This window comes from Methyloceanibacter marginalis (genome assembly GCF_001723295.1).
GTDB lineage: Bacteria > Pseudomonadota > Alphaproteobacteria > Rhizobiales > Methyloligellaceae > Methyloceanibacter > Methyloceanibacter marginalis.
This window is the reverse complement of sequence record NZ_LPWD01000466.1, coordinates 1-20830: the sequence shown is the minus strand read 5'-3', so window position 1 is coordinate 20830 and position 20830 is coordinate 1. Positions and strand designations below refer to the sequence as shown.

Sequence of the window (20830 nt, the reverse complement as noted above, 5' to 3'; positions counted from 1 at the left end):
AAGGCAGGGCTTCGCGAAACGGCGCTTGGTCCGATTCAAAAAGAAAGCGACGGAACTATCATGACCGAAACGAACCCGTCCGAGATCATCGAGCGCCCCGGAACTCTATCCGGTGCTTCCGCTTCGCGACATTGTGGTTTTCCCCTACATGATCGTGCCGCTCTTCGTCGGTCGCGAGAAATCGATCGCGGCGCTTGAAGAAGTGATGCGCACCGACAAGCAGATTCTGCTCGTCGCCCAGAAGAACGCGTCCGATGACGAGCCGACCGCCGACGGCATCTACGACATGGGCACGCTCGCCTCGGTCCTTCAGCTTCTGAAGCTGCCCGACGGCACCGTGAAGGTGCTGGTCGAGGGCACGCGCCGGGCGATGATTTCCCGCTACACGGACAACGAGAACTATTTCGAGGCCGAGATCGAGCCCGTCGAGGAGACGGTTGGCGCCGAGGACGAGATCGAGGCTCTGGCCCGCTCCGTCGTGTCCCAGTTCGAGAGCTATGTGAAGCTCAACAAGAAGATTTCACCCGAGGTGCTGGGCACCGCGAGCCAGATCGAGGACTATTCCAAGCTCGCCGACACCATCGCCAGCCATCTCGCCATCAAGATCGCCGAGAAACAGCAGATCCTCGAGGTCACGTCGGTCTCCGAGCGGCTGGAGCGCGTCTTCACCCTGATGGAGAGCGAGATCTCCGTGCTTCAGGTCGAGCGCAAGATCAGGAGCCGCGTCAAGCGTCAGATGGAGAAGACGCAGCGCGAGTACTACCTGAACGAGCAGATGAAGGCGATCCAGAAGGAGCTCGGCGACAGCGAGGAAGGCCGGGATGATCTGGCCGAGCTCGAAAACAAGATCGAGAAGACCAAGCTTTCCAAGGAAGCCCGCGAGAAGGCGATGGCGGAGTTCAAGAAGCTTCGCCAGATGAGCCCGATGTCGGCCGAGGCCACGGTGGTGCGCAACTACCTGGACTGGCTGTTGTCGATCCCGTGGGGCGTCAAGGGCAAGGTCAAGCGCGACCTGGACGATGCCCAGAAGGTCCTCGATGAGGACCATTACGGCCTGGAGAAGGTCAAGGATCGCATCGTCGAGTATCTCGCCGTGCAGAACCGGACCAACATGCTGAAAGGTCCGATCCTTTGCCTGGTCGGCCCCCCCGGCGTCGGCAAGACCTCGCTCGGCAAGTCCATCGCCAGGTCCACGGGCCGCGAATTCGTGCGCATGAGCCTTGGCGGCGTGCGCGACGAGGCGGAGATCCGCGGCCACAGGCGGACCTATATTGGCTCGATGCCCGGCAAGGTCATCCAGTCCATGAAGAAAGCGAAGAAGGTCAATCCGCTCTTCCTGCTCGACGAGATCGACAAGATGGGCGCCGATTTCCGAGGCGACCCGGCATCGGCCCTGCTCGAAGTGCTGGACCCGGAGCAGAACCACACCTTCAACGATCACTATCTCGAGGTGGACTACGACCTCTCGAACGTGATGTTCGTGACCACGGCGAATACGCTGAATATTCCGCCGGCCCTAATGGATCGGATGGAGATCATTCGCATCGCTGGGTACACCGAGGACGAGAAGGTCGAGATCGCCCGGCGCCACCTTATTCCCGAGCAGGTCAAGAACCACGGCCTCGAGCCGGAGGAGTTCGCCCTCGATGAGGAAGCGTTGAAACAGGTCATCCGCCGCTATACCCGCGAAGCGGGCGTGCGTAGCCTCGAGCGCGAGATCGCCAAGCTCTCCCGGAAGTCGGTCAAGGAACTCCTGACCACGGACCACAAGACCGTGCGGATCACGATGGAGAACCTCGCGGACTATCTCGGTGTGCCCAAATACCGCTACGGCGAAGCAGAGCTGGAAGACCAGGTCGGCGTGGTCACGGGCCTTGCCTGGACCGAGGTCGGCGGCGAGATCCTCACGGTCGAAGGCGTGATGATGCCCGGCAAAGGCAAGATGACCGTCACCGGCAATCTGCGCGATGTCATGAAAGAATCGATCTCGGCCGCGAACGCCTATGTGCGGGCCCGGGCTGTGGATTTCGGCATCGAGCCGCCTCTTTTCGAGAAGCGGGACATCCACGTTCACGTGCCCGAGGGCGCCACCCCAAAGGATGGACCGTCGGCCGGCGTGGCCATGGTCACGGCCATCATCTCTCTCATGACCGGAATCCCCGTGAGCCGCGAGGTCGCCATGACGGGCGAAATCACGCTGCGCGGCCGGGTTCTGCCCATCGGCGGCCTCAAGGAGAAGATGCTGGCGGCCTTGCGCGCGGGCATCAAGACCGTGATCATTCCCGAGGAAAACGTCAAGGATCTCGTAGAGATACCGGACTCTCTTAAGAATAAGCTTGAAATTCTCCCTGTCTCGCGTGTGGAGGAGGTGCTGAAGCTCGCCTTCACCCGGCCGCCTCAGCCGATCGTCTGGGAGGAGGAGGGCGAAGGTGCCGCGCAGGTCGTCCCGGCCAAGGACGAGAGCGCTTCGGGTCTGACCGCCCACTAGTCACGCGGGGGCGGCAGGCACTCTGCCGTCGATTTGCCTCAATCGCGTGGTCCAGCCTTATGCACCGAGTCGGCCAAATTTGTTGATTTTCCGCGTTTTTTGCGCCAGTCATACACCACTTGTTTGTGAATCGGAGCGTACCCAAAGCGGCCTCGAGGGTTCAAACCTGCGCCCTATGATTGGGGCCGAGCGAAAGGATGGAGCCGTGAACAAAGCTGAGCTTGTCGCCCAGGTGGCGAAAGAATCCGAACTGTCGAAGGACTCGGCCGAGAAGGCTGTCGACGCGACGTTCAAGAACATCGAGAAAGCCTTGAGCGGCGGAGACACCGTGCGCATCGTCGGCTTTGGCAATTTCCAGGTCGCGCAGCGCAAGGCCTCGGTCGGTCGCAATCCGCGCACCGGCGCCGAGGTTCAGATCCCGGCCTCGAAGGTGCCGAAGTTCCGTGCCGGCAAGGCACTCAAAGAGGCCTGCAACGCTTAAGGCGTGAGAGCCGAAGGATTTCTGGGCGGGGCCTTGCCGTTGCGCGAGGCTCCGCCTTTTCTTATTTGCAAGCCGTTGTTTGCCAGGTTTGCCTATAGGCGCTGGAGGAGGCTTGCTCTAACGCTTCCCGGACAATGGGGCGGTTAGCTCAGTCGGTAGAGCGCCACGTTTACACCGTGGATGTCGGCAGTTCGAGCCTGTCACCGCCCACCACCCCGGGAGGTCTTTCATGCGCCGCGTAACCGCCGTTCTTGCCGCCAGCCTGTCTCTCACCGTGTGTGTCTGGGGAAGCGCCAACGCCGCGCCCTTGAATTTGAACGACGTCGTCGAGGACGAGTCTCCGGAACAGCTCTGTGAGCGTGTCGCCGCCGATCCCTTCGAGGCTTCGGGCCTGAGGAGTGGAGCCATCCCTTCACCCGGGTCGATTTCTACCGGGCGCTCCCCGCCTGCACCGAAGCCCTGAAGGCCCATCCGGACGAGCAGCGCTTTGCCCTCGGCGTGGCCTTGGCCAACGTGGCCGGCAAGAAGCAAGACGCCGCCAAGCCGCTCCTGGAAAATCTCATTGCCAAGGGTAATACCTCGGCCATGCTCGTCCTGGCCTATATCTCGCCGGAATCCGAAGCCGCGACGCTCATGAAGCAAGCCGCCGACGCCGGTAACCCGAATGCCATGATGCTTTGGGGCATGACTCTCATCACCGGCAAGGGCGTCCCGAAGGACACGCTTGAAGGCGTGCGCCTGATGCGCCAGGCGGCGGAGGCGGGCTCCACCCGCGCCATGCTCATCCTGGCCAATTTCTATAATCAGGGGGTCTATGGCGTCGGTCTCAATCCCCGGGAGGCAACGAGCCTGATCACGGAAGCTGCCGACAAGGGCGATCCCGCAGCCAAGAACGTCCTGGCGAACCTCCAGGCGGCGGGAGAGGGCGGCGCCACGCCGCAATGAACCCTGGACGCTCTTCGCCCGGGTCACCTTGACTTGGGGAATCCCAGGCCGTACATGCAGAACATCGCCTCCGGCCGTGGTTTACGGCCCGGTGGGGGGTGTAGCTCAGTTGGTTAGAGCGCCGGCCTGTCACGCCGGAGGCCGCGGGTTCGAGTCCCGTCACTCCCGCCATTTCGGCCCCGTGAATGCAAACAAGAAGGCTTCGGAAAAGCCATGGGCCAGCTGCTGGTAGATTATCTGCCGCTCGTCATTTTCATCGGCATCGCTTCGTCATCTGCACGATTCTGCTCGCGGTGCCCTTTGTCGTCGCCGTCCGAAAGCCCGATCCGGAAAAAGTATCGGCCTATGAATGCGGCTTCGACGCGTTCGATGACGCCCGCATGAAATTCGATGTGCGCTTCTATCTCGTGTCGCTTCTTTTCATTATCTTCGATCTGGAGGTGGCGTTCCTCTTTCCCTGGGCGATAGCCTTCGATGAGGTCGGTGCGCTCGGGTTCTGGGCGATGATCGTGTTCTTGGCCGTTCTCACCATCGGCTTCATCTATGAGTGGCGGAAAGGCGCGCTCGAATGGGATTGATTCCCGAAGTCAGGTTCGAGACCGAAGGGAAGGGCGGTGGCCTCGTCACCGCCGGCGCCACCACGTTCGGCACCTTCTCCGACGAGCTCGCCGACAAGGGCTTCCTGCTGACCTCGGCCGACGACCTGATCAATTGGGCGCGCACCGGCTCGCTCATGTGGATGACGTTCGGCTTGGCCTGCTGCGCCGTCGAGATGATGCAAGCCTCCATGCCCCGCTACGATCTCGAGCGCTTCGGCTTCGCCCCGCGCGGCAGTCCGCGCCAATCCGATGTCATGATCGTCGCCGGCACGCTGTGCAACAAGATGGCGCCCGCGCTGCGCAAGGTCTACGACCAGATGCCCGAGCCCCGTTACGTGATCTCCATGGGCTCTTGCGCCAATGGCGGGGGCTACTATCACTATTCCTACTCTGTGGTTCGCGGCTGCGACCGTATCGTGCCCGTGGACATCTACGTTCCGGGTTGCCCGCCGACGGCCGAAGCGCTCGTTTACGGCGTGCTGCTCCTGCAGAAGAAGATCAGGCGGACTGGCACGATCGATCGCTGACCCGCTCTGGTCCTGGAGCTTTGATGGACGACGCGCTGAATAAGCTGGGCGGCTACCTCACCGGGAAGCTAGGGCCGAAGCTTGTGCGCTTCGAGGTGGCGCTCGGTGAGCTCACCGTCGAGGTGAAGCGCGACCGGATTCGCGATGTCATCACCTTTCTGCGCGACGACGAGCGCTGCCGCTTCGGCTGCCTCATCGATATCTGCGGGGTCGACTATCCCGAGCGCGAGGAGCGCTTCGATGTCGTCTACCATCTGCTGAGCCCCTGGCAGAACCAGCGCATCCGCGTGCGCATCACGGCCAGCGCCGAGACGCCGGTGCCGAGCCTGGTCGAGATCTTTCCCGCGGCCAACTGGTTCGAGCGCGAGGCGTTCGACCTTTACGGCATTCTGTTCGACGGTCATCCGGACTTGCGCCGCATCCTGACCGACTACGGATTTCAGGGGCATCCTCTGCGCAAGGACTTTCCCCTCACGGGCTTCGTGGAGCTCCGCTACGACGACGAGCTGAAGCGCGTCGTCTACGAGCCGGTGAAGCTGATGCAGGAGTTCCGCAATTTCGACTTCCTCAGCCCCTGGGAAGCGATGGACACCGCCATCCCCGGCGACGAGAAGGCGGGCTTAGCCCCCGACCGGAAGGGGGACACGTGAAACCGTCCCTTAAGAGCGGGCTGAAGCACAGCTTCTCCTACCAAGTGCCCGCCACCAAGACCGTGCCGCATCTCTATGACGAGGCGCCGCAGCTTCAGACCATGCCGGACGTGTTCGCCACGGGCTTCATGGTCGGGCTGATGGAATGGACCTGCGTGCAGCTTCTCGAGCCGCATCTCGACGAAGGCGAGGGGAGCCTCGGCACCCATATCGACGTCTCGCACAAATCGGCAACGCCCGTGGGCTTCACCGTCACCGTCGAGGCCGAGTGCATCGAGCTGCGCGGGCCCCGCGCCAAGTTCAAGGTCAGCGCCCATGACGGCGTCGACGAGATCGGGTCGGGCACCCATGAGCGCTTTATCGTCGGCTGGGATCGCTTCGAGAGAGGCGTCGCCGCCAAGCGCGCTCAAGGACCGGCAAAGGTGGACGCGTGATGGCCGAGACCGACACCAAGGCGCCGCCCATCGACAGCGGCAAACGTGAAGGCGACGACCGCACCTTCACCATCAATTTCGGCCCCCAGCATCCCGCCGCCCATGGCGTTCTGCGCCTCGTGCTCGAGCTCGACGGCGAGGTGGTCGAGCGCGTCGATCCGCATATCGGCCTGCTCCACCGCGGCACCGAAAAACTGATCGAGTACAAGACCTACCTCCAGGCTGTGCCCTATTTCGACCGGCTCGACTATGTCGCGCCCATGAACCAGGAGCACGCTTTCGCGCTCGCCGTGGAGAAGCTCGTGGGGCTGACCGTGCCCAAGCGCGCCCAGCTGATCCGCGTGCTCTATTCGGAGATCGGGCGCCTCCTGTCGCATCTGCTCAACATCACCACCCAAGCCCTCGACGTGGGCGCGCTGACCCCGCCGCTCTGGGGCTTCGAGGAGCGCGAGAAGCTCATGGTGTTCTATGAGCGGGCGAGCGGCAGCCGCATGCACGCGGCCTATTTCCGCCCCGGCGGCGTGCACCAGGACCTGCCGCCGAAGTTGGTGGACGACATCTACGCCTTCTGCGATCCGTTCCTCAAAGTCTGCGACGACATCGAGGGCCTGCTCACCGACAACCGCATCTTCAAGCAGCGGAACGTCGATATCGGCGTGATCAGCCAGGAGGACGCCTGGGCCCACGGCTTTACCGGCGTCATGATCCGCGGCACGGGCGCCGCCTGGGACTTGCGCAAGAGCCAGCCTTACGAGTGCTACGACGAGCTCGAATTCGACATTCCCATTGGCAAGAACGGCGATTGCTACGACCGCTACCTCATCCGCATGGAGGAGATGCGCCAGGCGGTCCGCCTGATGAAGCAATGTTGCGAGCGGCTCACCACCACGCCGGGTCCCGTCACCGTGGACAACCACAAGATGGTGCCGCCCTCGCGCGCCCGCATGAAGGGTTCCATGGAGTCCCTGATCCACCACTTCAAGCTGTATACGGAAGCTTATCACGTCCCGGTAGGCGAGGCCTATGCGGCCGTGGAGGCGCCCAAGGGCGAATTCGGCGTCTATCTGGTCGCCGACGGCACCAACCGGCCCTATCGCTGCAAGATCCGCGCGCCGAGCTTCCCCCATCTCGCGGCGCTCGAATTCCTCTGCCGCGGCCACATGCTGGCGGACGTGTCGGCCGTGCTCGGGTCGATCGATATTGTCTTTGGAGAGGTTGACCGTTGACCCTTTGTGCAGTTGCGAAATGGCGCGGGATCAGGGAGAGTCTCCAAGACCTTACGGAACTAAGTTAGGAGCGACTCGCGCAAGACTGGGCAACACCTCGCGCGGGATCATAGAAGATAGAGATGAGCGTCCGACGCCTCGCTGCGGAACAGCCTGAAGGCTTCGCCTTCACGCCCGAGAATCTCGACTGGGCCAAGGCTGAGATCAAGAAATACCCGGAAGGCCGCCAAGCCTCCGCCGTGCTGTCGCTGCTGTGGCGTGCGCAGGAGCAGATGGGCGGCTGGATCTCGGAGCCGGCCTTGCGCGCCGTCGCCGACATGCTCGGCATGGCCTACATCCGTGTCTACGAGATCGTCACCTTCTACACGATGTTCAATCTCGCGCCGGTCGGCCGCTACTATGTGCAGGTGTGCGGCACCACGCCCTGCATGCTGCGCGGCGCCGAGGACATCAAGGATGCCTGCCGCAAACATATCGGGCCCAAGGACACGGTCAGCAAGGACGGCATGTTCTCCTGGACGGAGGTCGAGTGCCTCGGCGCTTGCGTGAACGCGCCCATGGCTCAAATCAACAAATACTATTACGAGGACCTGACGCCGGAGAATTTCGAGTCGATCCTCAAGAGACTCCGCAAGGGCGAGCACGTCGAGCCCGGGCCGCAGAACGGTCGGAAGACCTCCGCGCCCTTGAGCGGCCCGAATACGCTTACCGACGCGTCCATCTATGCAAACGACACATCCGGCCCCGCCTTCGGCTGCGCCGGACCGGCGCTCGTTGATGCCGAGGCGAAGCGTCCGGGCGCCGCTGCCAATGTCCGCGAGGCTGCCGTGCCCAAGCCGCCTTTGAAGAAGCCGTCTGTGAAGAAGCCGAGGCCCAGCTGATGCTCGCCGACAAGGACCGCATCTTCAAGAATCTCTACGGGCTCCGCAGTTGGCGTCTCGAGGCGGCGCGCGCGCGCGGCGCTGGGACGGCACCAAGGAGATGATCGCGCGCGGCCATGACGCCGTCATCGACGAGGTCAAGGCGTCGGGCTTGCGCGGGCGCGGCGGGGCGGGCTTCCCCACCGGGCTGAAATGGTCGTTCATGCCGAAGAACGACAGCCGCCCGAGCTATCTCGCGGTCAACGCCGATGAATCCGAGCCTGGCACCTGCAAGGACCGGGAGATCATGCGCCACGACCCGCATCTTCTCATCGAGGGTGCGCTGCTCGCCGGCTTCGCCATGCGGGCGCATACCTCCTACATCTATATTCGCGGCGAGTTCATCGCCGAGCGTGAGATCCTGCAAGCGGCCATCGACGAAGCCTATGACGCCAAGCTGATCGGCAAGGACAACGTCAACGGTTGGGATTTCGACCTCTATGTTCATCACGGCGCGGGCGCCTATATCTGTGGCGAGGAGACGGCGCTGCTCGAAAGCCTCGAAGGCAAGAAGGGCCAGCCCCGCCTGAAGCCGCCGTTCCCGGCCAATTGCGGCCTCTATGGCGCGCCCACCACGGTCAACAACGTCGAAACCATCGCCTCGGTGCCCGACATCTTGCGGCGCGGCGCCACTTGGTTTGCCTCGCTCGGCCGCCCCAACAACACCGGCACCAAGCTCTACTGCATTTCCGGCCACGTGAACGAGCCCTGCACCGTGGAAGAGGAGATGGGCATTCCGCTGCGCGAGCTGATCGATTACTACGCCGGCGGCGTGCGCGGCGGCTGGGACAATCTTCTCGCCATCATCCCGGGCGGCTCGTCGGTGCCCTGCATCACGGCGGACGTCTGCGATACGGTCTTGATGGACTTCGATAGCCTGAAGGAAGCCGGAACCGCGCTCGGCACCGGCGGCATCATCGTCATGGACAAGTCCACCGACATGATCCGGGCCATCGCGCGCATCTCCTATTTCTACAAGCACGAGTCCTGCGGCCAGTGCACGCCGTGCCGCGAGGGCACCGGCTGGATGTGGCGCGTGCTGGAACGCATGGCCAATGGCGAGGCGGAAAAAGCCGAGATCGAGATGCTGCTTGACGTGAGCTATCAGGTCGAGGGCCACACCATCTGCGCGCTGGGCGACGCCGCCGCGTGGCCGGTGCAAGGCCTCATCAAGAACTTCCGCCACGTCATCGAGGAACGCATCGACCAAAAAGCCACGAAGCCGATCTCACCGTCCGTACCGGTGGCGGCGGAGTAGGGGACCATGCGTACTCATTTCAATCCACGTCATCCTGAGGTGCTCGCGCAGCGAGCCTCGAAGGAGACGTGGCCCCATCGCAGCCGCATGCTTCGAGGCCCGCTTTGGCGGGCACCTCAGCATGACGGCGTTCGTGGAAACCGATCCCGGGTCACCGCCCATGCCTAAGATCATCATCGACGACACCGAGCATGATTTCCCGGACGGCATCACGCTGATCCAAGCCTGCGATATGGCCGGCGTCGAGATTCCGCGCTTCTGCTACCACGAGCGTCTGTCGATCGCCGGCAATTGCCGCATGTGTCTCGTGGAAGTCGTCGGCATGCCGAAGCCCGTCGCCTCCTGCGCCATGTCGGTGAACGATCTGAGGCCCAACCGGGACGGCACGCCGCCGACGGTGCTGACCCAGTCCGCAACCACGCGAAAGGCGCAAGAAGGCACGCTCGAATTCCTGCTCATCAATCACCCGCTCGATTGTCCGATCTGCGACCAAGGCGGCGAGTGCGATCTGCAAGACCAGACCATGGCGTTTGGCTTCGATGCCGGCCGCTATCAAGACAACAAGCGCGCCGTCGAGGACAAATATCTCGGGCCGCTGATCAAGACCTTTATGACGCGCTGCATTCACTGCACACGCTGCGTCCGCTTCATGAGCGAGGTCGCGGGCGTCCAGGAACTGGGCGCGATCGGCCGCGGCGAGGATATGGAGATCACCACCTATCTCGAGCACGGAATGCACTCGAACCTGTCGGGCAATGTGGTCGATCTCTGCCCGGTGGGCGCCCTGACGGCCAAGCCCTACGCCTTTCTGGCCCGCCCCTGGGAACTCACCAAGACGCCCTCCATCGACGTCATGGATGCGCTCGGCTCGGCCATCAGGGTCGATGCCCGCGGCCGCGAGGTCTTGCGCATTCTGCCCCGGATCAACGATGCGGTGAACGAAGAATGGATTTCCGACAAGGCGCGCCATGTCTGGGACGGCCTGCGCACGCAGCGCCTCGACCGGCCTTACCTGAAGCGCAACGGCAAGCTCGAGCCCGCCACCTGGGACGAGGCGTTCGCGGCGATCGCGGCAAAGCTGAGCGCCTTGACGGCAAGAAGTTTGGCGGCCATCGCCGGCGATCTCGCCGCCGCGGAAGACATGTACGCCTTGAAGGAACTCGCTGGCGGGCTCGGCTCGCCGAACGTCGATTGCCGCCAGGACGGCGCCAAGCTCGATCCTTCCTTGGGCCGCGCGACCTATCTGTTCAACACGACGATCGGCGGCATCGAGGACGCCGACGCCGTTCTGTTTGTCGGCACCGATCCGCGCGTCGAGGCGCCGGTGCTTACGCGCGCGTTCAGCGTTGGCACCAGCTCAAAGGGCCTGTTGCCCGTCGGCCTGATCGGGACGGAAGTCGACCTCACCTATCCTTGCGAGTATCTCGGGGCCGGGCCCGAGACCCTCGCCAAGATCGCCGACGGCTCTCATGCCTTTGCCAAGACCCTGCAAGAGGCGGAGAAGCCCATGATTGTCGTGGGGCCAGGCAGCGCTTGCGCGCCTGACGGCGCGGCGGTCCTGGCGCTGGCCGCCAAGGCCGCAAAGAAGATGGGCGCGCTCACCGGCGGCTGGAACGGCTTCAACGTGCTGCATACCGCCGCTGGTCGTGTCGCAGGCCTTGATCTCGGCTTCGTGCCGGGGGAAGGGCGGTCTCGACGTGGAGGCCATGTTCGCGCCGCGGGCAAGGGCGATCTCAAAGTCGTCTATCTGCTCGGGGCCGACGAGATCGACGCGAGCCGTCTCGGCGATGCCTTTGTCATCTATCAGGGGAGCCACGGCGACCGCGGCGCGCACCGCGCCGACGTGATCTTGCCGGGCGCCGCCTACACCGAGAAAGACGGCACCTATGTGAATACCGAAGGGCGGGCGCAGATGACCACCCGCGCCATCTTTCCCCCGGGCGAGGCCCGCGAGGACTGGACGATCCTCCGCGCGTTGTCAGGCGTGCTGGGCCGGCCGCTTCCCTTCGACAGCCTGCAAGAGCTGCGTGCGAAGATGTACGCGGCCTGTCCCCATCTGGCGCTGCTCGATCTCGTGGAGCCGGCTGACGCCGCAGCCATCGAGAAGCTTGCCGGAAAACCCGCAAAGCCGGGCAAGGATCGCTTCGGTCTCGTCATCGAGGACTATTACCTCTCCAATCCCGTGGCCCGTGCTTCCGCCATCATGGCGAGTTTGAGCGCCATGCACGCCGGCGGGCCCGAGAAGGCGACCGGCACCGATGGTTGAATTCTGGACCAATTACGGATGGCCGACCGCGCTCATCGTCGCGCATAGCGTGGCACTGATCGTCGTCCTGCTGATCGTCGTTGCGTTCGTGCTCTACGCCGACCGCAAGGTCTGGGCTGCGGTGCAGATGCGGCGCGGACCGAACGTGGTCGGACCGTTCGGCTTGTGGCAGTCCTTCGCCGACCTTCTGAAGTTCGTCTTCAAGGAGGTCATCATCCCGGCGGGCTCCAACAAGGGCCTGTTCCTCATGGCGCCGATCATCACGGCCGGACTCGCGATCTCCGCCTGGGCGGTCATGCCCGTCGACAAGGGCTGGGCCGTGGCCGACATCAATGTCGGCGTGCTCTACATTTTCGCGATATCGAGTCTACAGGTGTATGGCGTGATCATCGCCGGCTGGGCCTCGAACTCGAAATACGCCTTCCTCGCCGCCCTGCGTTCGGCGGCACAGATGGTCTCCTACGAGGTCTCCCTCGGCTTCGTCATCATCACGGCGCTGCTCGTCGCCGGCTCGCTCAATCTCACGGATATCGTTATGGCCCAGGACCGGGGCTGGGGCCTGCTCGGCTGGTACTGGCTGCCGCTGTTCCCGATGTTCGTCATCTTCTTCATCTCGATGCTCGCCGAGACCAACCGGCCGCCTTTCGACCTCCTGGAGGCGGAATCCGAGCTCGTGGCCGGGTTCATGGTCGAGTACTCCTCGACCCCCTATATGCTTTTCATGTTGGGCGAGTACGTCGCCATTATCCTGTTGTGCGGGCTGGGCACGGTCCTTTTCCTCGGCGGCTGGCTTCCGCCGTTTCCGGTCGCGCCCTTCACCTGGATACCGGGCGTGCTATGGTTCGTCCTGAAAGTTGGCTTCCTGTTCTTCCTCGTCTCCATGGTCAAGGCCATGGTGCCGCGTTATCGCTACGATCAGCTGATGCGGCTTGGCTGGAAGGTGTTTCTACCCTTGTCGCTTGCCGCCGTCGTGGTCGTGGCCGCGGTCTTGCGCCTTTGGCAATACGGTATTTGAGAGGAGTTGACGCGTGATGCGCGTTGCCCAAGCCGCCAAATCGCTTCTGCTGCTGGAGTTTCTGTCGGCCTTCTGGCTCGCCATGAAATACTTCGTCGGCCCTAAGGCGACTCTCAACTACCCGTATGAGAAGGGCCCGCTCTCGCCGCGCTTCCGCGGCGAGCACGCGCTGCGGCGCTATCCCAATGGCGAGGAGCGCTGCATCGCCTGCAAGCTCTGCGAGGCGATCTGCCCGGCCCAGGCCATCACCATCGAGGCCGGCCCGCGCCGCAATGACGGCACGCGGCGCACTACCCGCTATGACATCGACATGGTGAAGTGCATCTATTGCGGCTTCTGTCAGGAGGCCTGTCCTGTCGAGGCCATCGTCGAGGGGCCGAACTTCGAATTCGCCACCGAGACCCGCGAGGAGCTCTATTACGACAAGGACCGGCTGCTCGCGAACGGCGACCGTTGGGAGCGCGAGATCGCCAAGAATATCGCGCTCGATGCGCCGTATCGATGAGGGGCTCGTGGGGATCTTGGGGGCAAATCTTTTTTCCGTGCCCGGCCGCCGCGCCGGGCTCTGCTTTGATCTGCTAGTCAGCACGAAGAAGGCTGCATGATGCTCTCCGCGTTGTTCTTCTATCTGTTCGCCACGATGTGTGTCGGCGCCGGCGTGATGGTCATCGCCGCGAAGAACCCGGTGCATGCGGTGCTCTATCTGATCTTCGCCTTCTTCAACGCCGCCGGTCTGTTCGTGCTGCTGGGCGCCGAGTTCATCGCCATGATCCTGGTGGTGGTCTATGTGGGCGCGGTCATGGTGCTGTTCCTGTTCGTGGTGATGATGCTCGACGTGAATTTCGCGGAGCTGCGCGCGGGCTTTCTCAAATATCTGCCGGTCGGCGCCATCGTCGGGATTCTGCTTCTCGTGGAGCTGGTCTTCGTGGTCGGCGCCTGGCTGACCGCGCCGGACCTCATCCGGGATGCGCCGACGCCGCCGGCCTCCGAGATGAGCAACACCCAAGCCTTGGGCGAGCTGCTTTACACCCGCTACGTCTATCTGTTCGAGGCGGCGGGGCTCATTCTGCTGGTTGCCATGATCGGCGCCATCGTGCTCACCCTCCACCACAAGCGCGACGTGCGCCGTCAGTCCGTCGCCGCACAGGTCGGCCGCACCCGCGAGACGGCCATCGAGGTGGTTCAGGTCGAGACGGGGAAGGGGCTCAAATGACCGTCGGCCTCAGCCACTATCTCACCGTCGCCGCGGTGCTGTTCACCGTCGGCATCTTCGGCATCTTCTTGAACCGCAAGAACGTCATCGTCATTCTCATGTCGATTGAGCTGATGATGCTCGCGGTCAATCTCAATCTCGTGGCGTTCTCCGCCTTCCACGGCGATCTCGTCGGGCAGATCTTCACCCTGATCGCGCTCACCGTGGCGGCCGCCGAAGCCGCGATCGGGCTCGCCATCGTCGTCGTCTATTTCCGCAACCGCGGCACGATCGACGTCGCCGAAATCGATCTCCTGAAAGGCTGACGGCAGGGCGCAGATGTATCAGGCGATCCTCTTCCTGCCCCTGATCGGGGCCCTGTTCGCCGGGCTGCTCGGCCGTTTCGTCGGCGCGCGCGCCTGCGAGGTGGTGACCATCTCGCTGATGTTCGTCGCCGCCTTCCTGTCCTGGATCGCCTTCTATCAGGTCGCCATCGAGGGCAACGACGTGCGGCTGGCCCTGATCGGCTTCATCAGCTCCGGGGAGTTCAAGACGGTTTGGTCGATCCGCGTCGACACCCTGACCGCGGTGATGCTGGTCGTGGTCAACACCGTGTCGTCGGTGGTGCACCTCTATTCCGTCGGCTACATGGACGAGGATCCGCACAAAGAACGCTTCTTCGCCTATCTCTCCATGTTCACCTTCGCAATGCTGGCGCTGGTGACCTCCGACGATCTGCTCCAGCTGTTCTTCGGCTGGGAGGGAGTCGGCCTCGCCTCCTATCTGTTGATCGGCTTCTGGTACAAGAAACCGGAAGCCAACGCCGCCGCCATCAAGGCCTTCATCGTCAACCGCGTCGGCGATTTCGGCTTCGCGCTCGGCATCTTCGCAATCTTCGTCGTCTTCGGCGCCGTGCAATACGACACGATCTTCGCCGCCGCCCCCGACCAGGTCGGCAAGACCATGACCTTCCTCGCCTGGGAGGTCCCGGTGCTGGAGCTGATCTGCTTCCTCCTGTTCATGGGGGCCATGGGCAAGTCGGCCCAGTTCCTGCTGCACACCTGGCTCCCCGACGCCATGGAAGGCCCGACGCCCGTCTCCGCCCTGATCCATGCCGCGACCATGGTGACCGCCGGCGTGTTCATGGTGGCGCGCCTCTCGCCGCTGTTCGAACTCGCGCCCTACGCGCTGGCCTTCGTCGCCATCATCGGCGCCACATCCGCCTTCTTCGCCGCCACCGCCGCGGTGGTGCAGACCGACATCAAGCGCGTCATCGCCTATTCGACCTGCTCCCAGCTCGGCTACATGTTCGCCGCCGAAGGCGTCGGTGCCTTCGGGGCAGGGATGTTCCACCTCTTCACCCATGCCTGCTTCAAGGCGCTGCTGTTTCTGTGCGCCGGCGCCGTCATCCACACCCTTGCCGACAATCAGGACATGCGCCGCATGGGCGGTCTGCGCAAAGTCATCCCCTTCACCTGGGCCATGATGCTGATCGGCTCGCTCGCGCTCACCGCTTTCCCGCTCACCTCGGGCTTCGTCTCCAAGGATTTCATCATCGAGACGACCTGGTTCGATCACACCCCCGTCGGCCAATACACCTATTGGATGACTCTCATCGCGGCCTTCCTCACCGCGCTCTACACCTGGCGTCTCATGTTCATGACCTTCGAGGGCAATTTCAAAGGCGGCAGGCAAGTCCTCGAGCACGCCCACGAGCCGCCCTGGACCATGGCCCTGCCGCTTCTGATCCTGGCCGCCGGCGCGCTGTTCGCCGGCCTCGGCTTCCGGCATCTCTTCATCGGCGCCGATCAGGTCGCCTTCTGGCGCGACTCCATCGTGCTGCCCGAGCACGCCCATCACGACGTGCCGTTCTGGCTGACCCTGTCACCGACGCTTGCCATGACGGCGGGCTTCCTCATCGCTTGGTACTGTTATATGTGGCAGCCGCTCCTGCCGTTCGGCCTGCTCAAGCGCTTCCCGGCGACCAACCGGTTCTTCCTTCATGCCTGGTATTTCGACGCGCTCTATGACCGCCTGTTCGTGCAGCCGGCGAAATGGCTCGGCAATTTTCTCTGGAAGTACGGCGACGGCGCCGTCATCGACGGCATCGGGCCGAACGGCATCGCCGCCCGGGTCCTGGACATCACCAACCGCGTGGTCCGGCTCCAGAGCGGCTATATCTATCACTACGCCTTCGTCATGCTGATCGGCGTGGCGCTTCTCATCACCTATTTCATCGTGGCGGGAGGCGCGCTGACCCCATGAGCTATGGCTGGCCGATCCTTTCCACGGTGACCTTCCTGCCGCTTGTCGGCGCGCTGCTGATCTTCGCGCTGCGCGGCAACGACGAGAGCACGTACCGCAACGCGCGTTATATCGCGTTGTGGACCACGCTCATCACCTTCGCCATCTCGCTGCTGCTGTGGCGCGACTTCGATCCTGCGACGGCGCAGTTCCAGTTCGTGGAGCTGCGGCCTTGGCTCGGCCCCATCACCTTCCATATGGGTCTAGACGGTATCTCCATGCCGTTCGTGGTGCTGACCACGCTGCTGATGCCGCTTACCGTCCTGTCGAGCTTCGGCGCCATCAAGGTGCGGGTGAAGGAGTTCATGATCGCGTTTCTGGTGCTGGAAACGCTGATGCTCGGCGTGTTCTGCTCCCTCGACCTGGTCATGTTCTATCTGTTCTTCGAGGGCGGTCTGATCCCGATGTTCCTCATCATCGGCATCTGGGGCGGCCCCCGGCGCGTTTATTCCAGCTTCAAGTTCTTCCTCTACACGCTCGCCGGCTCGCTGCTGATGCTGCTGGCCATCATGGCGATCTATTGGGAGGCGGGCACCACCAACATTCCGGCGCTGCTGACCCACGACTTCCCGCCGGAAATGCAAACCTGGCTGTGGTTCGCCTTCCTGGCGTCCTTCGCGGTGAAGCTGCCCATGTGGCCGGTGCATACCTGGTTGCCCGACGCCCATGTGGAGGCGCCTACCGCGGGTTCCGTGATCCTTGCCGGCGTCCTCTTGAAGCTCGGCGGCTACGGCTTCTTACGCTTCTCTATACCCATGTTCCCGCTGGCCTCGGCGGAGTTCGCACCGCTCATCTTTGCCTTGTCGGTCATCGCCATCATCTACACGTCTCTGGTGGCCCTGGCGCAGACGGATATGAAGAAGCTGATCGCCTATTCGTCCGTCGCCCATATGGGTTTCGTCACCATCGGCATCTTCACGCTCACCATGCAGGGACTCCAGGGCGGCATCTTCCTCATGTTGTCTCACGGCATCGTCTCCGCGGGGCTCTTCCTCTGTGTGGGCGTGGTCTATGACCGCATGCACACCCACAAGATCGACGTCTTCAGCGGGCTCGTGAACCGCATGCCGCTCTATGCCGCCGTGTTCATGATCTTCACGCTGGCCAATGTGGGCCTGCCGGGGACGAGCGGATTCGTCGGCGAGTTCTTGACGCTGCTCGGCGCCTTCGAGGTGAATACATGGGTCGCGCTGTTCGCCACCACCGGCATCATCCTGTCGGCGGGCTACGCCTTGTGGCTCTACCGCCGGATTATCTTCGGCACCATCACCAATCCCGCGCTCAAGGCCATCAAGGATCTGTCCTGGCGTGAGGTCGCCGTCATGGTGCCGCTGATCCTCATCACCATCTTCTTCGGCTTCCACCCGAACCCGATCCTCGACGTCTCGGCCGTTTCGGTTGAGGCCTTGATCTCCGACTTCAAAGCGAGCCTTGCCGCAGCCGAACAGGCGCGGTTTGCGCTGGCGCCGTAGAGGAGGCCTGCGGTGTTCGACCAAGCCCATCTCCTCGCCATCCTGCCAGAGATCACGCTCGCGGTGGGCGCCATGGCCTTGCTCATGGTCGGAGTAGGGGGGCGCGACGAGGAGCGCGGCGAGCTCGTCCTGTGGCTCGCGGTCGCCGTTCTCGTCTTGGCCGGGATCTTCGTCGCGACCGGCGAGGGCACCGTCACCCTGTTTACCGGCAGCTTCATCGTCGATCCTTACGCGCGGATGCTGAAGCTGCTGGCTCTTGTCGGCGCCACCGTCGCGCTCATCATGTCGCTCACCTACTGGCGCGACACCGATGGCGGGGTGAAATTCGAGTATCCGGTGCTCCTGCTCTTCGCCGCCACCGGCATGCTGATGATGATCTCGGCCTACGATCTCATCGCGCTCTATGTGGGGCTGGAGCTGCAGAGCCTCGCGCTCTACGTCGTCGCCGCCTTCAAGCGCGATTCCGCGCGCTCCTCCGAGGCGGGCCTGAAATATTTCGTCCTCGGCGCGCTGTCCTCGGGCATGCTGCTTTACGGTGCCTCGCTCGTCTATGGTTTCACCGGCTCCACCGAGTTTGCGCAGATCGCGGGCGCCGTGCAGCCGTCCGGCGCCAATCTTGGCTCTTCGGTCTGGTGTTCCTGCTCGCAGGCTTCGCCTTCAAGATTTCCGCCGTGCCGTTCCATATGTGGACGCCGGACGTCTATGAGGGCGCGACCGACGCCGGTCGCCGCCTTCTTCGCCGCGGCGCCTAAGATCGCCGCCATGGCGCTGCTCGTGCGGGTGGTGATCTCCGCCTTTCCCGCGGTCACCACGGAATGGCAGCAGATCGTCATCTTCCTCGCCATCGCCTCCATGGCGCTCGGCTCTTTTGCCGCCATCGGGCAGCGCAACATCAAACGGCTGATGGCCTATAGCTCAATCGGCCATATGGGCTACGCATTGGTCGGTCTCGCGCCCGGGACGGCGGAAGGCGTGCAAGGCGTGATCGTCTATCTGGCCATCTATTTGGTCATGACGTCTGGCACCTTCGCCTTCATCCTGTCGCTCAGGCGCGACGGCAAGATGGTCGAGGAGATCAGCCAGCTTTCGGGCCTGTCCCGCACGAGCCCTCTGATGGCGCTCATGTTGGCGATACTGTTGTTTTCCCTGGCCGGCATTCCGCCTCTTGCGGGCTTCTTTGCCAAGTTCTACGTCTTCCTGGCCGCCATCGAATCCGGGCTCTACGCGCTCGCGGTGATCGGCGTGCTCTTGAGCGTGGTGGGTGCGTTCTATTACCTACGTATCGTCAAGATCATGTATTTTGACGAGCCCGTCGAAAGCTTCGAGCCCATGCCGCGGATCCTTGCCGCGGTGCTCGGAACCAGCGGGGTGTTGATCCTGTTCTTCTTCATCTACCCGGCGCCATTGGTTGCGGCCGCCGGCGTAGCCGCCAAATCATTGTTCTAAATGTCTTTTATCGCTTCACCCTCACCCAAGATGCCCCCCGGACACCGTCTGCTGCGGCTGGATACGGTCGATTCCACCAATGCGGAAGCCAGGCGGCGCGCCGACATGGGGGAACCCGGTCCGCTGTGGATCTGGTCGGCTCGCCAGTCGAAGGGCCGGGGGCGCGCCGGGCGGGAATGGACCTCCCAAGTCGGCAATCTGTTTGCGAGCCTCCTGATCCGCCTCAATTGTCCGCTGCCGGTCGCAAGTCAGCTCGCGCTCGTCGCCGGCATCGTGACCTACGAGACGGTCGCCAAGCTTATCGCTTATGAGGGCCGCTCGGCCCTTCTGCTCAAATGGCCGAACGACGTGTTGCTGTCGGAGGAGAAGGTCGCCGGCATGCTCCTTGAGAACGTGGGAAACCCGAGCAAGCCGGGCACCACCGTCGTCATCGGCACCGGGATCAATCTCGCGGCCTACCCCGAGAACCTGCCGCAACCGGCGATCAGTCTCGACGCCTACGGTCTCACGGTGACGCCGGCCCAAGCGCTCCAAGTGTTGGCGGCGACCACTCACGAATGGCTTCAGCGCTGGGCCGAGGGCGCGACCTTCCCAACCATCAGGCGCGCCTGGCTCGACCGCGCCGGCCCGTTAGGCCGTCCTTTGGTCGCGCGGATCAACGGCGAAGAGATTGAAGGCGCCTATGCGGGCCTCGACTCCGAGGGCGCGTTGCGGCTCAAGACCGCCGCCGGCGAGAAGCACATCACCGCCGGCGATGTCTTCTTCGCGAGCCGATAGACCGTCTTGAGCCAAGTGTCCTCGAAATCAAATCGCGGCGGTGACGCGCTCGTCTTCGTGCCCCTTGGGGGCGTCGGCGAGATCGGCATGAATCTCTATCTCTACGGCTATGGCCGTGGCGGCGCTTACACCTGGCTGATCGTCGACATGGGCGTGACTTTCGGCGGCGAGTTCGAACCGGGCATCGACGTCATCTTGCCGGATATCCGGTTTCTCGAAGAAGAGCGCCACAACATCGCCGGCCTCCTTTTGACCCACGCCCATGAAGATCATTACGGCGCCATCCCCGATTTGTGGCCGCTGCTCGGCCGCGTGCCGATCTACGCCACGCCCTTCACCGCCGAGATGCTGCGCTCGAAGTTCGGCGAGATGAATGTGAACGTTGAGGATTTGCCGCTCGACGTGGTGCCGATGGGGGGACGGCGCAGCATCGGGCCCTTCGACGTGGAGCTGATTGCCATGTCGCATTCGATTCCCGAGCCGAACGCCGTCGCCATCACCACGCCGCTTGGCACGGTGCTGCACACCGGCGATTGGAAGCTCGACGAGCAGCCTTTGACCAGCGCGCCGACCGACGAGACGCGCTTGCGCGAGATCGGCCGGGACGGGGTCGCCGCGCTGATCTGTGATTCGACGAATGCCATCCGCGACGGCATCTCGCCGTCCGAGGCCGAGGTTGCGGTGAACCTGACGCAGCTCATCGCCAAGGCGCCGAATTGTGTCGCGGTGACCACCTTTGCCTCGAACGTGGCGCGTCTCGGCTCCGTGGCGAAGGCGGCGCAAGCCGCGGGCCGCGAGCTCGTGATCGCCGGGCGGGCCATGTATCGTGC

At 63.4% G+C, this 20830-nt stretch carries 18 protein-coding genes, 2 tRNA genes and 3 pseudogenes; all 23 read left to right on the top strand.

Annotation, left to right across the window (positions count from 1 at the left end):
* Positions 1 to 112: 112 nt before the first annotated feature.
* Positions 113 to 2488, top strand: coding sequence for an endopeptidase La (gene lon, locus AUC71_RS16915; RefSeq protein WP_069625198.1), 2376 nt, complete (start codon positions 113 to 115; stop codon positions 2486 to 2488).
* A 175-nt stretch (positions 2489 to 2663) separates the two neighbouring features.
* On the top strand, positions 2664 to 2969 hold the full coding sequence (locus tag AUC71_RS16910) for an HU family DNA-binding protein (RefSeq protein WP_158007909.1): 306 nt from the start codon (positions 2664 to 2666) through the stop codon (positions 2967 to 2969).
* Between the two features lie 137 nt (positions 2970 to 3106).
* Positions 3107 to 3182, top strand: a tRNA-Val gene (locus AUC71_RS16905).
* Positions 3183 to 3198: 16 nt separating this feature from the next.
* Positions 3199 to 3432 (top strand): hypothetical protein, encoded by a 234-nt coding sequence (locus AUC71_RS19015; RefSeq protein WP_141701795.1) that lies wholly within the window; start codon positions 3199 to 3201, stop codon positions 3430 to 3432.
* Between the two features lie 35 nt (positions 3433 to 3467).
* Entirely contained in the window at positions 3468 to 3914 is a 447-nt protein-coding gene (locus AUC71_RS16900; RefSeq protein WP_069625197.1) for a tetratricopeptide repeat protein, read from the top strand.
* Between the two features lie 94 nt (positions 3915 to 4008).
* Positions 4009 to 4085 (top strand) — tRNA-Asp (locus AUC71_RS16895).
* A gap of 42 nt (positions 4086 to 4127) precedes the next feature.
* A pseudogene (locus tag AUC71_RS16890) lies at positions 4128 to 4492 on the top strand (NADH-quinone oxidoreductase subunit A).
* The gene (locus AUC71_RS16885; RefSeq protein ID WP_069625196.1) at positions 4483 to 5040 is read left to right on the top strand and encodes a NuoB/complex I 20 kDa subunit family protein; all 558 of its coding nucleotides are present in this window, start codon (positions 4483 to 4485) and stop codon (positions 5038 to 5040) included. The pseudogene AUC71_RS16890 and the gene AUC71_RS16885 overlap by 10 nt, the downstream one beginning before the upstream one ends.
* Positions 5041 to 5063: 23 nt before the next feature.
* On the top strand, positions 5064 to 5690 hold the full coding sequence (locus AUC71_RS16880; protein ID WP_069625195.1) for an NADH-quinone oxidoreductase subunit C: 627 nt from the start codon (positions 5064 to 5066) through the stop codon (positions 5688 to 5690).
* A complete protein-coding gene (locus AUC71_RS16875; protein ID WP_069625194.1) occupies positions 5687 to 6124 on the top strand; it encodes a thioesterase family protein in 438 nt (145 codons plus the stop codon). The genes AUC71_RS16880 and AUC71_RS16875 overlap by 4 nt, the downstream gene beginning before the upstream one ends.
* The gene (locus tag AUC71_RS16870) at positions 6124 to 7350 is read left to right on the top strand and encodes an NADH-quinone oxidoreductase subunit D (protein ID WP_069625193.1); all 1227 of its coding nucleotides are present in this window, start codon (positions 6124 to 6126) and stop codon (positions 7348 to 7350) included. The genes AUC71_RS16875 and AUC71_RS16870 overlap by 1 nt, the downstream gene beginning before the upstream one ends.
* A 122-nt stretch (positions 7351 to 7472) precedes the next feature.
* A complete protein-coding gene (gene nuoE / locus AUC71_RS16865) occupies positions 7473 to 8231 on the top strand; it encodes an NADH-quinone oxidoreductase subunit NuoE (protein WP_069625192.1) in 759 nt (252 codons plus the stop codon).
* Positions 8231 to 9528: pseudogene (gene nuoF, locus AUC71_RS16860) on the top strand (NADH-quinone oxidoreductase subunit NuoF). The gene nuoE and the pseudogene nuoF overlap by 1 nt, the downstream one beginning before the upstream one ends.
* A gap of 160 nt (positions 9529 to 9688) precedes the next feature.
* Positions 9689 to 11794: an NADH-quinone oxidoreductase subunit NuoG gene (gene nuoG, locus AUC71_RS16855; RefSeq protein WP_069625199.1), complete on the top strand. Its 2106-nt coding sequence runs from the start codon at positions 9689 to 9691 to the stop codon at positions 11792 to 11794.
* Entirely contained in the window at positions 11787 to 12809 is a 1023-nt protein-coding gene (gene nuoH / locus AUC71_RS16850; RefSeq protein WP_069625191.1) for an NADH-quinone oxidoreductase subunit NuoH, read from the top strand. Before nuoG ends, nuoH begins: the two co-directional genes overlap by 8 nt.
* Before the next feature lie 16 nt (positions 12810 to 12825).
* Positions 12826 to 13314, top strand: coding sequence for an NADH-quinone oxidoreductase subunit NuoI (gene nuoI, locus AUC71_RS16845; RefSeq protein WP_069625190.1), 489 nt, complete (start codon positions 12826 to 12828; stop codon positions 13312 to 13314).
* A gap of 96 nt (positions 13315 to 13410) precedes the next feature.
* Entirely contained in the window at positions 13411 to 14022 is a 612-nt protein-coding gene (locus tag AUC71_RS16840) for an NADH-quinone oxidoreductase subunit J (RefSeq protein ID WP_069625189.1), read from the top strand.
* A complete protein-coding gene (gene nuoK, locus AUC71_RS16835) occupies positions 14019 to 14327 on the top strand; it encodes an NADH-quinone oxidoreductase subunit NuoK (protein WP_069625188.1) in 309 nt (102 codons plus the stop codon). Before AUC71_RS16840 ends, nuoK begins: the two co-directional genes overlap by 4 nt.
* Before the next feature lie 13 nt (positions 14328 to 14340).
* Positions 14341 to 16266: an NADH-quinone oxidoreductase subunit L gene (gene nuoL / locus AUC71_RS16830; protein ID WP_069625187.1), complete on the top strand. Its 1926-nt coding sequence runs from the start codon at positions 14341 to 14343 to the stop codon at positions 16264 to 16266.
* Positions 16263 to 17777, top strand: coding sequence for an NADH-quinone oxidoreductase subunit M (locus AUC71_RS16825; RefSeq protein WP_069625186.1), 1515 nt, complete (start codon positions 16263 to 16265; stop codon positions 17775 to 17777). The genes nuoL and AUC71_RS16825 overlap by 4 nt, the downstream gene beginning before the upstream one ends.
* A gap of 12 nt (positions 17778 to 17789) precedes the next feature.
* Positions 17790 to 19223 (top strand): annotated as a pseudogene (gene nuoN / locus AUC71_RS16820) (NADH-quinone oxidoreductase subunit NuoN).
* Positions 19224 to 19253: 30 nt separating this feature from the next.
* The gene (locus tag AUC71_RS16815; protein WP_158007908.1) at positions 19254 to 20000 is read left to right on the top strand and encodes a biotin--[acetyl-CoA-carboxylase] ligase; all 747 of its coding nucleotides are present in this window, start codon (positions 19254 to 19256) and stop codon (positions 19998 to 20000) included.
* 15 nt (positions 20001 to 20015) lie between these two features.
* Positions 20016 to 20830, top strand: an 815-nt coding sequence (locus tag AUC71_RS16810) for a ribonuclease J (protein ID WP_342021899.1), incomplete at its 3' end; no start/stop codon positions are given.

Coding starts and splice junctions, on each gene's coding strand:
- AUC71_RS19015 (WP_141701795.1), top strand. CDS start 3,199: ATGCGCCGCGTAACCGCCGTTCTTGCCGCCAGCCTGTCTCTCACCGTG.
- AUC71_RS16880 (WP_069625195.1), top strand. CDS start 5,064: ATGGACGACGCGCTGAATAAGCTGGGCGGCTACCTCACCGGGAAGCTA.
- nuoH (WP_069625191.1), top strand. CDS start 11,787: ATGGTTGAATTCTGGACCAATTACGGATGGCCGACCGCGCTCATCGTC.
- nuoE (WP_069625192.1), top strand. CDS start 7,473: ATGAGCGTCCGACGCCTCGCTGCGGAACAGCCTGAAGGCTTCGCCTTC.
- AUC71_RS16825 (WP_069625186.1), top strand. CDS start 16,263: ATGAGCTATGGCTGGCCGATCCTTTCCACGGTGACCTTCCTGCCGCTT.
- nuoI (WP_069625190.1), top strand. CDS start 12,826: ATGCGCGTTGCCCAAGCCGCCAAATCGCTTCTGCTGCTGGAGTTTCTG.
- AUC71_RS16870 (WP_069625193.1), top strand. CDS start 6,124: ATGGCCGAGACCGACACCAAGGCGCCGCCCATCGACAGCGGCAAACGT.
- AUC71_RS16840 (WP_069625189.1), top strand. CDS start 13,411: ATGATGCTCTCCGCGTTGTTCTTCTATCTGTTCGCCACGATGTGTGTC.
- AUC71_RS16910 (WP_158007909.1), top strand. CDS start 2,664: ATGATTGGGGCCGAGCGAAAGGATGGAGCCGTGAACAAAGCTGAGCTT.
- nuoG (WP_069625199.1), top strand. CDS start 9,689: ATGCCTAAGATCATCATCGACGACACCGAGCATGATTTCCCGGACGGC.
- AUC71_RS16815 (WP_158007908.1), top strand. CDS start 19,254: ATGCCCCCCGGACACCGTCTGCTGCGGCTGGATACGGTCGATTCCACC.
- nuoK (WP_069625188.1), top strand. CDS start 14,019: ATGACCGTCGGCCTCAGCCACTATCTCACCGTCGCCGCGGTGCTGTTC.
- AUC71_RS16885 (WP_069625196.1), top strand. CDS start 4,483: ATGGGATTGATTCCCGAAGTCAGGTTCGAGACCGAAGGGAAGGGCGGT.
- nuoL (WP_069625187.1), top strand. CDS start 14,341: ATGTATCAGGCGATCCTCTTCCTGCCCCTGATCGGGGCCCTGTTCGCC.